At 63.0% G+C, this 16,329-nt stretch carries 14 protein-coding genes and 1 other RNA gene; 6 read left to right on the plus strand and 9 right to left on the minus strand.

The annotated features are described in order from the left end of the window. Window positions 1-2: 2 nt before the first annotated feature. From MIC97_RS13225 to MIC97_RS13250, 6 genes are all read right to left on the minus strand, one after another. Window positions 3-1,631, minus strand: a complete 1,629-nt coding sequence (locus MIC97_RS13225; RefSeq protein ID WP_239800407.1) for an ABC transporter ATP-binding protein — start codon at window positions 1,629-1,631, stop codon at window positions 3-5. Then, window positions 1,628-2,794, minus strand: a complete 1,167-nt coding sequence (locus MIC97_RS13230; protein ID WP_239800408.1) for an ABC transporter permease — start codon at window positions 2,792-2,794, stop codon at window positions 1,628-1,630. The genes MIC97_RS13225 and MIC97_RS13230 overlap by 4 nt, the downstream gene beginning before the upstream one ends. Next, on the minus strand, window positions 2,794-3,903 hold the full coding sequence (locus MIC97_RS13235) for a microcin C ABC transporter permease YejB (protein ID WP_239800409.1): 1,110 nt from the start codon (window positions 3,901-3,903) through the stop codon (window positions 2,794-2,796). The genes MIC97_RS13230 and MIC97_RS13235 overlap by 1 nt, the downstream gene beginning before the upstream one ends. 27 nt (window positions 3,904-3,930) lie before the next feature. Beyond that, window positions 3,931-5,799, minus strand: coding sequence for an ABC transporter substrate-binding protein (locus MIC97_RS13240; protein ID WP_239800410.1), 1,869 nt, complete (start codon window positions 5,797-5,799; stop codon window positions 3,931-3,933). Then, window positions 5,799-7,694, minus strand: coding sequence for an extracellular solute-binding protein (locus MIC97_RS13245; RefSeq protein WP_239800411.1), 1,896 nt, complete (start codon window positions 7,692-7,694; stop codon window positions 5,799-5,801). The genes MIC97_RS13240 and MIC97_RS13245 overlap by 1 nt, the downstream gene beginning before the upstream one ends. 150 nt (window positions 7,695-7,844) lie before the next feature. Continuing rightward, window positions 7,845-8,561, minus strand: a complete 717-nt coding sequence (locus MIC97_RS13250) for a cytochrome c family protein (RefSeq protein WP_239800412.1) — start codon at window positions 8,559-8,561, stop codon at window positions 7,845-7,847. 187 nt (window positions 8,562-8,748) lie between these two features. Here MIC97_RS13250 and MIC97_RS13255 point away from each other — a divergent pair, with 187 nt between their 5' ends. Continuing rightward, complete coding sequence (locus MIC97_RS13255) at window positions 8,749-9,477, plus strand: 3-deoxy-manno-octulosonate cytidylyltransferase (RefSeq protein ID WP_239800413.1); 729 nt, start codon at window positions 8,749-8,751, stop codon at window positions 9,475-9,477. A gap of 11 nt (window positions 9,478-9,488) precedes the next feature. Next, entirely contained in the window at window positions 9,489-10,349 is an 861-nt protein-coding gene (locus MIC97_RS13260; protein ID WP_183826915.1) for a prephenate dehydratase, read from the plus strand. 12 nt (window positions 10,350-10,361) lie between these two features. Here MIC97_RS13260 and MIC97_RS13265 read toward each other — a convergent pair whose 3' ends face one another. The 3 genes from MIC97_RS13265 to MIC97_RS13275 are packed head-to-tail and all read right to left on the minus strand — an operon-like array spanning window position 10,362 to window position 12,700. Beyond that, the gene (locus tag MIC97_RS13265) at window positions 10,362-11,243 is read right to left on the minus strand and encodes a helix-turn-helix domain-containing GNAT family N-acetyltransferase (protein ID WP_239800414.1); all 882 of its coding nucleotides are present in this window, start codon (window positions 11,241-11,243) and stop codon (window positions 10,362-10,364) included. 59 nt (window positions 11,244-11,302) lie between these two features. After that, window positions 11,303-12,244 carry an NAD(+) diphosphatase gene (gene nudC, locus MIC97_RS13270; RefSeq protein ID WP_239800415.1) on the minus strand — a complete coding sequence of 314 codons (942 nt, stop codon included), beginning with the start codon at window positions 12,242-12,244 and terminating at the stop codon, window positions 11,303-11,305. A 36-nt stretch (window positions 12,245-12,280) separates the two neighbouring features. Next, on the minus strand, window positions 12,281-12,700 hold the full coding sequence (locus MIC97_RS13275; protein WP_183826924.1) for an HIT family protein: 420 nt from the start codon (window positions 12,698-12,700) through the stop codon (window positions 12,281-12,283). Window positions 12,701-12,878: 178 nt separating this feature from the next. On the opposite strand from MIC97_RS13275, the gene ffs reads away from it, so the two are divergent. The 4 genes from ffs (at window position 12,879) to MIC97_RS13295 (ending at window position 16,329) form a co-directional block, all read left to right on the plus strand. After that, window positions 12,879-12,975, plus strand: an RNA gene (gene ffs, locus MIC97_RS13280) — signal recognition particle sRNA small type. Between the two features lie 131 nt (window positions 12,976-13,106). After that, window positions 13,107-14,960 (plus strand): DNA polymerase III subunit gamma/tau, encoded by a 1,854-nt coding sequence (locus MIC97_RS13285; protein ID WP_239800416.1) that lies wholly within the window; start codon window positions 13,107-13,109, stop codon window positions 14,958-14,960. Window positions 14,961-15,029: 69 nt separating this feature from the next. Further along, a complete protein-coding gene (locus MIC97_RS13290) occupies window positions 15,030-15,353 on the plus strand; it encodes a YbaB/EbfC family nucleoid-associated protein (protein ID WP_183826932.1) in 324 nt (107 codons plus the stop codon). Window positions 15,354-15,504: 151 nt separating this feature from the next. Then, window positions 15,505-16,329, plus strand: coding sequence for a cell wall hydrolase (locus tag MIC97_RS13295; protein WP_239800417.1), 825 nt, complete (start codon window positions 15,505-15,507; stop codon window positions 16,327-16,329).

A 16,329-nucleotide genomic window follows, 5' to 3' on the forward strand; every position in this document is an offset into this window, starting at 1 on the left:
CCCTATTCCGAAACGACGCCCTCCGGAGCCGTCTCGATGCGGAAGGCGGCCGAGATCAGCGCCTTCGTGTAATCGGTCTGCGGTGCCTCGAAAATCTGGGTCGAGGGGCCTGCTTCCACCACCTTACCATTGCGCATGACGATCACCTCGTTGGCGAGCGCGCGCACCACCTTCAGGTCATGGCTGATGAACAGATAGGCGAGGTTGTGCTTTGCCTGCAGGTCGCGCAGCAGGTCCACCACCTGCGCCTGCACGCTCATGTCCAGCGCCGAGGTCGGCTCGTCCAGCATGACGAAGCGCGGCTTGAGCACCATGGCGCGGGCAATGGCGATGCGCTGGCGCTGGCCACCGGAAAATTCGTGCGGGTAGCGGAAGCGCGTTTCCGGATCGAGGCCGACTTCTCTGAGCACGTCGACCACACGGTCGTCGCGCTCGTCGGGCGAGAGCTTCGGTTCGTGGATCTTCAGCCCTTCCTCGATGATCTCCGACACCGACATGCGCGGGCTGAGCGACCCGTAAGGGTCCTGGAACACGATCTGCAATTCGCGCCGCAGCGGCCGCATCTCGTTGAACGACAGCGCGTCGATGTCGCGCCCGTCAAAACGGATCTTGCCGGTGGAAGAGATCATGCGCGCCAGGGCAAGGCCGAGCGTGGTCTTGCCGGAACCGGATTCACCGACGATGCCCAGCGTTTGCCCCTCGCGCACAGTAACGTCGATGCCGTCCACGGCCTTCACATGGTCCACGGTCTTACGGAAAAAACCCTGCTTGATCGGGAACCAGACCTTCACGTCCTCGCCGTGCATCACGGGTCTGGCGGCGGGGTCGGCGGCCGGCGGCTTGCCCCGGGGCTCAGCCGCCAGAAGATGACGCGTGTATTCGTGCTGCGGATTGGCAAAGATTTCCTTCGTCGGCCCGGTCTCGACCACCTTTCCTTTTGTCATCACGCAGACCCGGTCGGCGATCTTGCGCACGATGCCGAGATCGTGGGTGATGAACAGCATCGACATGCCGTTGTTCTTCTTCAGGGTGTCGAGCAGCAGCAGGATCTGGGCCTGAACGGTCACGTCGAGCGCGGTCGTCGGCTCGTCCGCGATCAGCAGTTCCGGTTCGTTGGCGAGCGCCATGGCGATCATGACGCGCTGACGCTGCCCGCCTGAAAGCTGGTGGGGATAGGCGTCGAGACGCTTTTCCGGCTCGCGGATGCCCACTTCGTTGAGCAGGTCCAGCGTGCGTTTGCGGGCCTGCGCGTCGCTCATGCCGCGATGCAGCTTCAGCACCTCGACGATCTGCTGCTCGATGGTGTGCAACGGGTTGAGCGAGGTCATCGGCTCCTGGAAGATCATGGTGATCTTGTTGCCGCGCACCTTGCGCAACTCGTTCTCGCCAAGCCGCATCAGATCCTTGCCGCCGAACAGGATTTCGCCCGAGGGATGGCTGGCCGGCGGGTAGGGCAGAAGTTTCAGCACCGACAGCGCCGAGACCGATTTGCCCGAGCCGGATTCGCCGACCAGAGCCAGCGTCTCGCCCTTGCCGATGTCGAACGACACGTGATCGACGGCGAGCGAGGTCTTGCCGCCCTGCGAAAAGGCGACCGAGAGATCGCGAACGGAAAGGAGGGGCGTGTTCACCTGAACGTCTTCCTCGGGTCGAAAGCGTCGCGCGTGGCTTCGCCGATGAAGATCAGCAGCGAGAGCATGATCGAAAGGGTGATGAAGCCCGTGATGCCGAGCCATGGCGCGTTGAGATAGCGCTGGCCCTGCTTGAGCATTTCACCCAGCGAGGCCGAGCCCGGTGGCAGGCCGAAGCCGAGGAAGTCGAGCGAGGTCAGCGTCGAGATCGAGCCGTTGAGGATGAAGGGCAGGAAGGTCAGCGTCGCCACCATGGCGTTGGGCAAAAGGTGGCGGAACATGATGGTTCGGTTGGAGACGCCGAGCGCGCGCGCCGCGTTCACATATTCGAAGTTGCGCGCCCGCAGGAACTCCGCCCGCACCACGCCGACGAACGCCACCCATGAAAACAACAGCATGAGGCCAAGCAGGATGAAGAAGCCGGGCGGCAGCACCGCCGCCACGATCAGCAGCAGGTAGAGCACCGGAATGGCCGACCAGATTTCGATGAAGCGCTGGAACAGCAGGTCGACCCAGCCGCCGAAATAACCCTGGATCGCGCCGGCGGAGACACCGACGATGGCCGAGCCCAGTGTCAGCGTCAGCCCGAACAGCACGGAGACGCGAAAACCGTAGATGACGCGCGCCATGACATCGCGGGCCTGATCGTCGGTGCCGAGCCAGTTCCAGTTGCCGACGATGCAGTCGGGATCAGCAGCGCCCTGCGGATACTGGGCGCAGCGCGTGGCGACATCGTAGCTCCACGAGGGCTTGGCGGGGGCTGCCTGCGGCACCGCATTGTTGACGGTGCGGTAGGAATAGCGGATCGGCGGCCAGATCATCCAGCCATTGGCCTCGATCTCGTCGCGGATCACCGGATCGCGATAATCGGTGACGGCATAGAAGCCGCCGAATTTCTCTTCCGGATAGGCGACGAGGACGGGGAAGAGAATTTCGCCCTTGTAGGAGGCGATGATCGGCTTGTCGTTGGCGATGAACTCGGAAAACAACGAGGCGACGAACAGGAAAAGGAAAATCCACAACGACCAGTAGCCGCGACGGTTGGCCTTGAAGTTCGCCCAGCGCCGCTGGTTGAGCGGTGACAGAAACGGCCTGCGCCGTCTTGGCGTGACAGGCTGGGGAGCGACGCCTTCAGCACCCGTCTTCATGGTGGCCTCGACCATCACACATCCCTCCGGTCGAAATCGATGCGGGGGTCGATCCAGGTGTAGGTGAGATCGGAGATGAGGCTGACGAACAGGCCGATCAGCGAGAAGATATAGAGGTTGGCGAACACCACCGGATAGTCGCGGTCGACCACCGACTTGAAGCCGAGGAGGCCCAGCCCGTCGAGCGAGAAGATGTTCTCGATCAGCAGCGAGCCGGTGAAGAAGGCCGAGATGAACGCTCCGGGAAAGCCGGCGATGACGATCAGCATGGCGTTTCGGAAGACGTGTCCGTAGAGCACCCGGTGCTCGGAAAGGCCCTTGGCGCGCGCCGTCACCACATATTGCTTGCGGATCTCGTCAAGGAAGGAGTTCTTCGTCAGCAGCGTGTTGGTGGCGAAGGCCGACAGCACCATCGCCGTCAGCGGCAGGGTCAGGTGCCAGAAATAATCGATGATGCGGTCCGGCCACGACATCTGCGACCAGTTGTTGGAGGTGAGACCCCGCAGCGGGAACAAGTCCCAGAACGAGCCGCCGGCGAAGAGGATCATCAAAAGGATGGCAAACAGGAAACCGGGAATCGCATAGCCGACGATGACGATGGCGCTCGTCCATGTGTCGAAGGCCGAGCCGTCCTTCACTGCCTTGCGGATGCCGAGCGGGATCGAGATCATGTAGGAGATCAGCGTGATCCATAAGCCCAGCGAGATCGACACCGGCATTTTCTCGAGGATCAGGTCGACCACCGATATGTCGCGGAAATAGCTGTCCCCGAAGTCGAAGCGGGCATAGTTCCACAGCATCAGGCCAAAGCGTTCCAGCGGGGGCTTGTCGAAGCCGAACTGCTTTTCAAGCTTGGCGATGAATTCGGGATCGAGGCCCTGCGCGCCGCGATATTTGCTGGAGATGTTGCCGCCCCCGGCCTCGAAGCCGCCGGCCATGCCCATGTCGCCACCGCCGCCGGAACCGAGGCGGTCGCTGGAATCGCCCCCCTGACCGGTGAGGCGGGCAATCACCTGCTCCACCGGGCCGCCGGGCGCGAACTGGATGACGACGAAGGAAATCGCCATGATGCCGAAAAGGGTCGGGATCATCAGCAGCAGGCGGCGCAGGATATAGGCACCCATCAGGCGCTGCTCCCTTTTCTTCTCACGTCAGCCCTTGCCAATCTTCGCAGCCTTCTCAGGTTCGAACCACCATAGCGTCTCGACCGGAAAGCCGTAGTCGGGCTTGGTTTCGGGAAATCCGAACATGTCCCAATACGCGACCCGGTGATTCGCCACATAGTATGTTGGAATCCAGTCGAGCCTTGCGCGCAAGACCCGGTCGAGCGCGCGCAACGCCGTAACCAGCTCTTCGCGGGTTTCAGCGCGCCCTGCCGCGTCGACAAGCGCATCGACGGCGCTGCTCTCCGTTCCGGGATAGTTACGGGTGCCGGGCCGCCCCGCGGCACGGGAATGGTAGAGCGCTTCAAGTGCTGCATGGGCGGGTGTTGCGCCGACCGAGATACGCATCAGGATCATGTCGAAATCGAAATCGTTCTGGCGCGCCTGATATTGCGCGGAATCGATCACGCGCACCGATGCGTCGATGCCAACCGCTTTCATGTTTTCAGCCCACGGCAGGAAAATGCGGGCAAGCCCATCGTCGTCGGCCAGTATTTCCGTCTTCAGGCGCTCGCCCTTATCGTTGACGACAAAGGCGCCGTCGCGACGCCATCCGGCTTCGCCAAGGAGTTTCATGGCCTCCCCGAGCAGTTTCCGGTCGCGTCCCGATCCGTTGGAAACGGGCTGGATGGCAGGTTCCGCGAATGCCTCCGGCGGAAGGTCCTTGCGCAGTGGCTCCAGCAACGCCAGTTCATCGGGAGAGGGGAGGCCTTCCGCCCTGAACTCGGATTTCTCGAAATTGGACTGCGAGCGCTCATAGGCGCCGGAAAAAAGCGTGCGGCGCGTCCACTCGAAATCGAAACACAGCCCGATGGCGCGCCGCACCCGCACGTCGCGGAACTGGGGACGGCGCTGGTTGAGCGCCACGGATTGCATTTCGGGCCATTTCTCCCCGTCGAACTCACGTTTCAGAACGCGTCCGTCGGAAATGGCGGGGAAATTGTATTCCGAGACCCAGGTGCGGGCGACGAATTCCTCGCGGTAATTGGTGTCACCCTTCTTGAAGGCCTCGAAGGCGGCATTGCGGTCGCGGTAGAAGTCGATGCGCAGGCGGTCGAAATTGTACAGGCCCCGGTTGACCGGCAGGTCGCGGCCCCAGTAATCGGCCACCCGCTCATATTCGATGAACTGTCCGGCGGCGACCCGGCCGACCTTGTAGGGCCCGGAGCCCGGCGGCGGCGTCATGCGCCCGGCGTCGAACTCGTTTTGCGTATAGTAGGCCTTCGACAGGACCGGCATTTCGGCGGCTGTGAGAATGGTCTGCGGCGGCTGCCTGCCCGTAAAGGTCAGCCGCACCGTCTGCGGATCGAGCGCTTCTGCGGTGGCAAGTTCGACAAGCGGCAGCGCCAGTTGCGGATGCCCCTTGTCCTTGTAGAGGAGCAACGTGAAGGCGACATCCTCGGCCGTCAGCGGCGTGCCGTCATGCCAGCGCGCTTCGCTGCGAAGGTGGAAGTCGAAGCTGTTGCGGTCCTGCGAGATGGTGACGCTTGCGGCCAGCAGCCCGTAGAGCGCATCCGGCTCGTCCAGTGCGCGGGCCATCAGCGTATCGAAGCAGAACTCCATGCGCGGCGGCGCATCGCCGCGCAGCGTGAAGGAATTCAGCGTGTTGAAGGTGAGCGGGTTCTGGTTGAAGGCCCAGTTGGGCGGCGGAAAATTGAAGGTGCCGCCCTTGGGCGCGTCTGCGTTCACATAGTCGAAATGGGCAAAGCCGGGCGGATATTTCAGCTCGCCGAAGGCCGAGAGGCCGTGAAGCTTCACGCCTGTCGGCGCGGTGGCGAAGGCCGGGAGGGGGAGCAGCGGCCATGCGGCCGCAGCACTCCCCAGCATGAGGAAATCGCGACGTGAAAAGGCGCTCATCACTGTGCGCTCTGGTACTTGGCCGCCAGCGCCTTTTCCTTTTCGGGGTCGATCCACCAGGACTCGACGTCGGCCCCGATATATTCGGGCTGCTTGTCCGGCATGCCGAACTTGTTCCAGTAGGCGACCCACAGGTTCGGACGGGTGAACTGCGGCACGACATAGTAGTTCCACAAGAGGACACGGTCGAGCGCCCGGGTGGCGGCGATCAGGTCGTCGCGGTCGGTGGCGAATATCACCCGGTCGACAAGCGCGTCGATCACCGGGTCCTTGATGCCGGAATAGTTGCGCGAGCCGGGCGTGCCGGCAGCGCGAGTGCTCCAGTAGTCGCGCTGTTCGTTGCCGGGCGAATCGGACTGCTGTAGCACCTGCGTGATCACGTCGTAGTCGAAATCGTTCACCCGGTTCACGAACTGGCTGGTATCGACGATGCGGTGGGTGACGGTCACGCCGATCTTGCGCAGCATTTCGATGAACGGGCTGATTGTGGGGCCGGAATCCTGGCTGAAATCGAGGATTTCAAAGCTGAAAGGCTGGCCGGTTTCGGCATTGACCATCCGCCCGTTGCGGATTTCCCAGCCCGCTTCCTTGAACAGCGCCACCGCGTCGCGCAGGATCTTGCGCTCGGCCTGCGGATTGTCGAAACGCGGCAGAGAGAATTCCGTCGTGAACACTTCCGGCGGCAGCTTGTCGCGGTACTGTTCGAGGATCTCCAGCTCCTTGCCTTCCGGAAGGCCCCGGGAGGCAAAATCGCCGCCCATGAAATAGCTGGTGATGCGTGTGTTCAGCCCAAAGGACTGGGTGCGGTTCATCGTGTCGAAATCGAAGGCGTAGGACAGCGCCTGACGCACGCGCCGATCCTGGAACAAGGGCCGGCGCGTGTTCAGGACAAAGCCCTGCATGTTGGCGCGGGCGTTGGACACGAATTCCTTCTTGATCACGTCGCCAGCCTTGACGGCGGGAAAATCATAGGCGGTCATCCAGCGTCGTGCGCTGTTTTCGGAATGGATGTCCTTGAAACCGCCCTTGGTGAAGGCCTGCCATGCGGCATTGTTGTCGAGGAAATAGCGGTAGCGGCGCTGGTCGAAATTCTCGCGTCCGATCTTCACAGGCAGCTTCGCGCCCCAGTAGTCCGGCACGCGCTCCCAGATGATCTCCTGTCCGGGCTTGAAGCTTTTGATGCGGTAGGCGGCGGAGCCGAGCGGGGCTTCCAGCGTCGGGCGGGTGATGTCGCGCTTCTTGCCTTTGGCGTCGGCGCCTTCCCACCAGTGCTTCGGCAACACCACGAGATCGCCCATGATCTTGGGCAGTTCGCGATTGCCCTTCTGGTCGAAGCGGAATTCGACCTCGCGATCCGATATCTTCACCGCCTCGGTGACGTTCTCGTAATAGCGATTGTACATGGGACTGTTGGCTTTCAGCACCCCGAATGACCAGATCACGTCGTCGACGGTGATCGGCTGGCCGTCATGCCAGCGCGCATCGGGATCGAGCCTGAAGGTCGCGGAGGAAAAATCGTCCGGATATTTGTAGGCTTCGGCGACAAGCGGATGGCTGACGCTGCCTTCGTCGGTCGCCTGCTCCATCAGCGTGTCGTAGAGCAGTCCGCCGCCGAACTCGGCCAGCCCCGACGCCGGCGTGCCCTGCACGATATAGGGGTTGAAGCTGTCGAACGTGCCGATAACGGTGGTGTTCAGCGTGCCGCCCTTGGGCGCGTCGGGATTCACATAGTCATAGCGCTCGAAGTTCTCGCCATATTTGGAGCCGCCGACCAGCGAGGAGGAGGTGTGCCATTCCTGCGCCTCTGCGAGGCCGGTGCCGAAAACCAGCAGGGTTGCGGCAACCCCGGAAAACAGCATGGCCGTCAGCGGAGCCCTGATATGGTGAAAACGCATCCCGATCCTTTCACAACAACAAGCCGCGCACTGTAGCGGATTCTCCTGACGAGGGAATCGCATCGTGCCGATAATGCATTGCCCAGCCTACAGTAGCAAAAAAGCCGGGCAGAACCCGGCTTTTTCAAGGATATTCAGATTACAAATTCGTTATTCGGCTGGCTGCCCGGCTGGCTGTTCGGCCGGCTCACCTTCTGGCGCTGCCTCACCTGCGGCGGGGGCTTCCTGAGCCGGAGCCTGTTCGGCGGGCGCCGCTTCGGCCGGGGCCTGTTCTGCGGGAGCCGTCTCAGTCGGAGCTGTTCCTTCGGCGGCGCCGGCTTCAGGCAGCGGAACCGGGCTGTCGGCCTGCTCACGCATATAGGCAATGAGGTTCGCGCGCTCGTCGTCCTTCTTCAGGCCGGCGAAGCCCATGGCCGTTCCCTTCACGAAGCCCTTGGGCGAGGTCAGGAAGTGGTTGAGGTTGTCGAAGGTCCATTTCTCGGAGCCGCCGCCGGCGAATTCCTTCATGGCGCCGGAATAGGAGAAGCCCTCATGCGAGGCGACCGGGCGATCGACGATGGACCACAGGTCCGGGCCGACCTTGTTGGGGCCGCCCTTTTCGATCGAATGGCAGGCAGCGCACTTCTTGAACACGGCTTCGCCGGCTTTCGCGTCAGCCTTGGCGAGCAGGTCGGCGATCGGGGTCGCTTCGGCAGCGCCACCGGCGGCGGCACCACCGGCATCGCCTTCGGCCGCCTCAATGATGAAGCCGGGCTTTTCCGGTGCATGTGTGGAAAAGAGCGAGTTGGAAGCGATGCCGACAGAGAAGATGATGAATACGGTGCCGAGCAGTCCGCCCAGGATCTTGTTGACTTCAAATGAATCCATACGCCCCAGGCTCCCTTTTCCGGCGGACATGCCGTCCTCCGTCCGTCGGTAATACACGCTCCTGCGCGAGGAGCGACAAATCGGGCGGAAACTAGGTCTTTTGCTCAGCTCTTGCAACACCTATAAGGGCGCTTCCAGTGAGACCTTTTGACACTTTTCACCAGCTCTTTCGCGCAGTTTCAGCCTCATGACCACACTCGTCCTCATCCCCGCCCGCATGGCCTCGGCCCGGTTGCCCGGCAAGCCGCTGGCCGATATAGCCGGCTTGCCTATGATCGTGCATGTGGCGCGCCGCGCAGCACAGACCGGTCTCGGTCGCGTGGTGGTGGCGACCGACACTGTCGAAATCGCGGATTCCGTGGCCGCGCACGGCTTCGAGGCTGTGATGACGAGGGCCGATCACGAGTCTGGTTCCGACCGCATCTTCGAGGCGCTGACAGCGCTGGACCCGCATGGGCAGGTGGAAACGGTGGTGAACATTCAGGGTGACCTGCCGACGCTCGATCCGGCCATCGTTTCTGCGGCGCTGCGTCCGTTCGAGGATCCGGCGGTCGATATCGCCACGCTTGGCGTCGAGATCGTGCGCGAGGAGGAGAAAACCAATCCCGCCGTCGTCAAGATCGTAGGCTCGCCGTTGTCGGCCACGCGCATGCGCGCGCTTTATTTTACCCGCGCCACCGCGCCGTGGGGTGAAGGGCCGCTCTATCATCATGTCGGGCTTTACGCCTATCGCCGCGCAGCCCTTGAGCGCTTCGTGGCGCTGGGGCCGTCCTGTCTTGAAGGGCGCGAGAAGCTTGAGCAGTTGCGCGCGCTCGAAGCCGGCATGCGCATCGACGTCGAGATCGTGAATTCCGTTCCGCTGGGCGTCGACACGCCCGCCGATCTGGAACGCGCCAGAACCATTCTTTCCAGCTGACAGGGCCCAAAATGCCAGAAAAGACCAACAAGATCGCTTTCCAGGGCGAGCCGGGCGCCAATTCCGATACGGCCTGCCGCAACGTCTATCCCACCATGGAGCCGTTGCCGTGCCCCACCTTTGAGGATGCGTTCAACGCGGTGGAAACGGGCAAGGCCGATCTCGCCATGATCCCGATCGAGAACACCATCGCCGGGCGGGTGGCGGACATCCATTACCTGTTGCCGGAATCCAGGCTGCATATCGTCGGCGAGTATTTTCTGCCGATCCATTTCCAGCTCATGGTGTTGCCGGGCGTCCAGCGCTCCGAGATCAAAACCGTCCACAGCCACATCCACGCGCTTGGCCAGTGCCGCAAGTTCATCCGCAAGAACGGCTGGAAGCCTGTCGTGGCCGGTGACACGGCCGGCGCTGCAAAACTCGTGTCGGACGTCAGGGATCGCACCATGGCAGCCCTCGCGCCGCGCCTGGCATCCGATCTCTACGGCCTCGACATCATTCAGGAAAATGTCGAGGATACCGAGAACAACATCACCCGCTTCGTTGTTCTGTCGAAGACGAAGCAATGGGCGGAACGCCGCGACGATGTGCCGATGGTCACCACCTTCGTCTTCCGGGTGCGCAACGTTCCGGCCGCGCTCTACAAGGCCATGGGTGGTTTCGCCACCAACGGCGTCAACATGACCAAGCTGGAGAGCTACCAGATCGGCGCTTTCACCGCGACGCAGTTCTATGCCGATGTGGAAGGCCACCCGGACGACCGCAGCCTGAAAAACGCGCTGGAAGAACTGCGCTTCTTCTCGAAGGAAGTGCGCATTCTGGGCGTTTATCCGGCCAACGAATTCCGTGCCACGCAGGACGCCGATGCCTGAGCACGCGGCGGTTCAGAGCTGCTTTGAATACCAGCGGTCTGCATAGGGATTGTCGTTGAAGCGCGCGACTTCCACATATCCCTCGCGCTCATAGAGCGATTGCGCTTCCGCCAGTACACGGTTGGTGTCGAGGCAGACCGTGCGCGCGCCGAGGTCGCGGGCAATGGCTTCAAGCTGCCGCAGCAGGCGCATGGCAAGCCCCATGCCCCGCGCCTGCGGTGAAACCCACATGCGCTTGATCTCAGCCGTCTCCTTATCGAGCAGGCGCACCGCGCCGCAGCCGAGCGGGCTGCCGTCCAGACGGGCGAGCAGGAAAGCGCCGCGCGGGCGGATGAATTCCTCGCTGCTGGCCGTGCTGCCGCTGCTCGTGTCGAAGCCGTCCTGAAAGCGCGATGCGACCTCAGCGACGTAGAGATCGAGGCAATGCCTTGCATCGGCGCTGTCGGGGTCTTCTTCCGCGATTTCAACGGAGGCGGCGGCGAGAAGGCGCTCGGTCTCGGCCATGGCGGCGATGAGTCGCTCGCGTGCTGCCAGCGAAAGCGGCTCCAGCAGAGCCAGAGCCTGCTTGTCCGACAGGGCGTCATAGGCGCGAAGTTCCTCGCGGCCCCTGCCGGTCAGGGTGACGAAGCGCGCGCGGGCATCACCCTCCTGTGCGCCGACGGAAACGAGCTCCTGCGTTTCCAGAGAGCGCAGCATGCGGCTGAGATAACCTGAATCGAGACCAAGCCGCTGGCGCAGGTCGCCAAGGGCGGCCCCGGTCGAACCGATCTCGAACAGCAGCCGCGCCTCGCTGAGCGGCCGGCCGCGGCTGTGATAGCTTTCCTCCAGCACACCGACGCGGCGCGTAACGGAGCGGTTGAAGCTGCGGATCTTGGCGATGTGGGTATTGTCCATTGCCTGACTTTAGTCAGACAATAGTGGCGCTGCAATAATTATCTGACCAAGGTCAGATATTATGGCTGTTCCGCCCATGCCCGGATGAGATGATGGGCGATGGCGCCGGAGGGCGGGACGACAAGCTGCTGCGGATGCGTCCGATGCAGCATGGCCAGCACCTCGTCGCGGCTGAACCAGCGGCAATCCTCCAGTTCGTCCATATCGGCGCGAATGTCCTCGTTCAGCGGTTCGCCGTAGCAGCCGATCATCAGCGAATAGGGAAAAGGCCATGGCTGGCTGGCGTGGTAGACGACGCGTCCGAGCCGTATGCCGGCCTCCTCGAAGGTCTCGCGCCGCACCGCTTCCTCGATGGTTTCTCCGGGTTCGATGAAGCCTGCCAGCGAGGAATACATGCCGGGCGCGAAGTGGCGGCCGCGCCCCATCAGGCATTTTTCGGGGGAGACGGTGAGCATGATCGCCACCGGATCGGTGCGCGGGAAATGGTCGGTGCCGCAGGCCGGGCAATGGCGGCGGTAGCCGCCGGCGCGCATCTCGGTCTTCTGTCCGCAGCGTCCGCAGAAGGCATGGGTGTGGTTCCATGTCAGCAGCGAGGACGCCTGCGCCATCGCGCCCAGCGTTTCCTCGCGGATCAGCCCCTGAACATAGACCGTTCGATGTTCCAGCATTTCGAGGCCGTCGAAAGGCTGTTCGGGTTCGAGTTTCGCGTAAAGGGCAAGGGCGGGGCCATGTGCGGCGACGCCAAGCAGGATCGAGGCGGCGGGGTCGAAGCCAAGCTGGCTGCACTCGGCCACGATGAACCAGGGATCGAAACCTTCGCCATCCGGCTTGAGCAGGATACGGCCTTTGCCGATCAGCATGATTCGCGCAGTCTGGGCGGTCAGTGCCCGAATCACGCAATCGTCGGGGCGGCGCTCCGACTGGCGATCGATCCGGTTGCCGGCGAAGCCGACGAACTGGCTGGGCTCGCGAAGCGGTGCATCGAAAAAAGGAAAGCTCATCGGCAAAGGGTCCGGCGCTGTGGAAAAAGGGGCGGCTTACAGCGCGGCCTTCACGGTTTCGATGAAGCGGTGAAGGTCTTCGCCCGCATAGGGTTCGCGCGCACCATGACCCCAGACCGGACCCGGCCATGCCGCGTCGTTCTCGTTGCGCGCGACCACATGGACATGAAGCTGGCGCACGATATTGCCCAGCGCGCCCGTGTTGATCTTGGTGCAGCCGGTCACGCGCTTCAGTGCCTGCGCGACCATATTGGTCTCGAATGTGAGCATGGCCTGATCAAGCGGCGTGATGTCGTGGATTTCTTCTGCGCCCGGCCGTTGCGGCACGAGGATCAGCCAGGGAAAGCGCCGGTCGTTCATGACCCTGAGCTCGCACAGGCCGAGCCACATCAGCGGCTCGCTGTCGGCTTCCAGACGCGCATCGAGTGCAAATCCGGCGTTTAGCCCGCGCAACATGGGCATACTCCCTTGAACCGGACAGGCCGGAAAACTGCGGATTGGAAAGGCATCAGGCCTTCGCGTCTGCGGACGGTATTGCGAGCTTGTTTGCGCTGCAAGCGTTTCTGGCGGAAGAGTGCCATGGAATTTGCACGCGCACTTGCAATTCGCGGTCGAATTGCCGATATGGAAACCGGGAGGTTGGTGGTGGACGGTCCACTCGCCAACCGGGTCAGGTCCGGAAGGAAGCAGCCCTAACGAGCCCGGAACGGGTCATTGTTCCAGCCTCCCGCCTTTCTTCGCCATCTTCGCGTTCATGACGGCATGCTCATTGACTGTGTCGGGGCGTGCGGGCGAAACTGGCTTTGCAGACGGCCGCTTCCGGTCGCGGTCCCCAGATGCTGGCTTGGAGCAGTGCCGATCGATGAACGACGCCGGAACAAGCGACGCAGATATTTCCGCAGCCGGGAAGGCGCCCGCCCCTTATCGGGTGCTGGCCCGCAAATACCGGCCTTCGGATTTTTCGCAGCTCATCGGTCAGGAGCCGATGGTGCGCACCCTGACCAACGCCTTTTCCTCCGGGCGCATCGCGCAGGCATGGATGCTGACCGGCGTGCGCGGCGTGGGCAAGACGACGACCGCCCGCATTCTCGCCCGCGCCCTCAATTACAGAACGCCCGAACTCGACCGCCCGAGCGTCGACCTTTCGGTGCCGGGCGAGCACTGCCAGGCCATCATGGAAGGCCGCCATGTCGATGTGATCGAGATGGACGCCGCCTCCCACACCGGCATCGACGACATTCGTGACATCATCGACCGGGTGCGCTACGCGCCGGTTTCCGCGCGCTACAAGGTCTACATCATCGACGAGGTGCACATGCTCTCCACGCAGGCCTTCAACGGCCTGCTGAAGACGCTTGAAGAGCCGCCGCCGCATGTGAAATTCATCTTCGCCACCACCGAAATCCGCAAGGTGCCGATCACCGTTCTGTCGCGCTGCCAGCGCTTCGACCTGCGCCGCATCGATGCCGGCCAGCTGGTGAAGCATCTGGGTGCCATCTCGGAAAAGGAAGGCATTTCCATCGACGACGAGGCGCTGGCGATGATCGCCCGCGCGGCCGAGGGCTCGGCCCGCGACTCGCTGTCGATCCTTGATCAGGCCATCGCCCATGGGGGCGGCACCGTGTCGGCGGAGGCGGTGCGCGCCATGCTGGGCCTTGCTGATCGCGGCCGCATCATTGATCTGTTCGAGCATCTGATGAAGGGCGACGTGGCGGCAGCCCTTGGCGAGTTCAGGGCCCAGTACGACACTGGCGCCGATCCGGCCGCGGTGCTCACTGATCTTGCCGAGTTCAACCATCTGGTGACGCGCCTGCGCTTCGTGCCGGATGCCGCCGCCGATGCGTCTCTTTCGGAAGCCGAGCGCAGGCGCGGCGTCGAATTCGCGGCTGCGCTTTCCGTCAAGGTGCTGTCGCGCACCTGGCAGATGCTGCTCAAGGGCATTCCGGAGGTTCAGAGCTCGAACCGCCCGGTCAGCGCCGCCGAGATGGTGCTGATCCGTATTGCGCATGCGGCCGATCTGCCGACGCTGGACGAAGCGCTGAAAACGCTCGATGGTCAGCAGGTTTCCGCCCCGCGCGCACCAACGCCTGCATCCCGGCCGACGCCTTCCGGCAATGGTCCCGCCGGCATGGAAAGCAGCGCTCCGGCAAGCGCCATGGCGCAGGCGCCCATGCCCGCAATGATGCCATCCTCATCGGGTGGAGCGCAGACGATGCGGCTGGTCGAGACCACGCCCGAGCCGGTTGCTTTCGCGCCTCCACAGGCAGAGCCGGAGCCGGCGCAGCCTGCCGTTTCCGTCAAATCCATCGACGACATCGTCGCGCTGGCCGACAAGCATCGCGAGCTTGCCTTCAAGGTGCTGATCAAGCGCTATGTGCGCCCGGTGCGCATCGAGCCCGGCCACGTTCAGGTCAGCCTGACGGAAGACGCTCCGCGCACGTTGCTCAACGACCTGACCGTCAAGCTCAAGACATGGACCGGCCGCCACTGGGTGGTCTCCCTGTCGAAGGAGGAGGGTGGCCAGACGCTCTTCGAGAAGGAAACGATCCGCCGCGAGACGGCACTTCTCGATGCCCGCAGCGATCCGGCCGTGGCAGCGGTGCTTGCCCGCTTTCCCGGCGCGAAGATCATCGACGTGCGCATTCCCGACGCTTTGCAGGCCGAAGCCGCAGAAGACGACACGCTGCCGGAACCGGAAGCCGACGAAGACGATTGAGAGCTTTGGGCCGGATCGGCACGATCAGCCGCGCCGGCACAGGAAACACCAGACGCAAAGGATATCGCGATGAAGGATCTGCTCGGCCTGATGGGCAAAGCCAAGGAAATGCAGGCCAAATTCCAGTCCATGCAGGAGGAGATCGCCACGCTGGAGGCGAGCGGTCAGGCCGGCGGCGGCATGGTCAGCGTCACGCTCACCGGCAAGTTCGAGATGAAGTCGCTGAAGATCGACCCCTCGCTGCTGAAAGAGGACGAGGTGGAGATTCTGGAAGACCTGATCCTTGCGGCGCACAACGACGCCAAGGTCAAGGTTGAGCAGGTCATGCAGGAAAAGACCAAGGCGCTGACCGCCGGACTGCCGATTCCGCCGGGCATGAAGCTGCCGTTCTGAGGCCTGTGGAAGGCACCGGACCGGCTTGCGCAGCCGTGCTGTCGACGGGCGCGGGCCGCTTAAATCTCGTTGCTGCCATCTTTTCGCCTGAAACTGTCTCATTCTGGGGCGCTTCCGGGGATGTGGCGGCGACAGGAAGAGGGGACGATTATTGATCGTCAAGCGATGGAATATGCCCGCTCTGCTGGGCGCGGCAGGATCATTCATGCTGCTCGCCGGCTGCAGTCAGACCTCGCAAAGTCTTGCTTTGCAGGATGTGACGACGAAATCCGAAACCTCGGCCAGCAAGACCTACAGTTATCGCTACACGGAAAAGGACCGTGAGTGCCTGCAGCGGGCGATCTTCTTCGAATCGCACCGCTCCAGCCGTGACGGCATGATCGGCGTCGGCACCGTGGTCATGAACCGCCTGAAATCGGGCAAGCACGGCGACACAATTTGCGAGGTGGTCGGCGCGCCGCGTCAGTTCGCTCCCGGCGTTCTGAGCCGGCCGATGAAATCCAGCGCCCTGCCGGATGTCGTGGAAGCCGCCGATGCCGTGCTCAAGGGCGAGCGTCATCCGAAAATGAAGGACGCCATGTTCTTCCATACGGCCGGCCTCAAGTTCAAATACGACAACATGCACTATGTGGCGGTGGCAGGCGGCAACGCCTTCTATGAAAAGCGCGGCCGCAATTTCGAGCCGCTGCCGCCGGATTCGGAATTCCTCGTCGCCGCGGCAACGCCGCAAGCCGCCAATCCGCCTTCCATCGCAGCGGCGAAGAAGGACGTGCCGGTCATTGCTCCCGCGGCCGCTGCACCGGTCGCTGTCGCTTCCGCCACGCCCGTCCAGCCTTCGCAGCCGGATGCCGACCTGATCACCACTGCCTCCATTTCCAATGCGGACCAGCCGGTCATGGCTTTCGAGCAGACGCCGCAGGACACCAGCGCCATCGGCTCGCTGATTGTCAGCCAGGCGCAGGCCACGGGCTACTGA

This window comes from Aquamicrobium sp. NLF2-7, assembly GCF_022359935.1.
GTDB classification, from domain to species: Bacteria; Pseudomonadota; Alphaproteobacteria; order Rhizobiales; family Rhizobiaceae; genus Mesorhizobium; species Mesorhizobium lusatiense.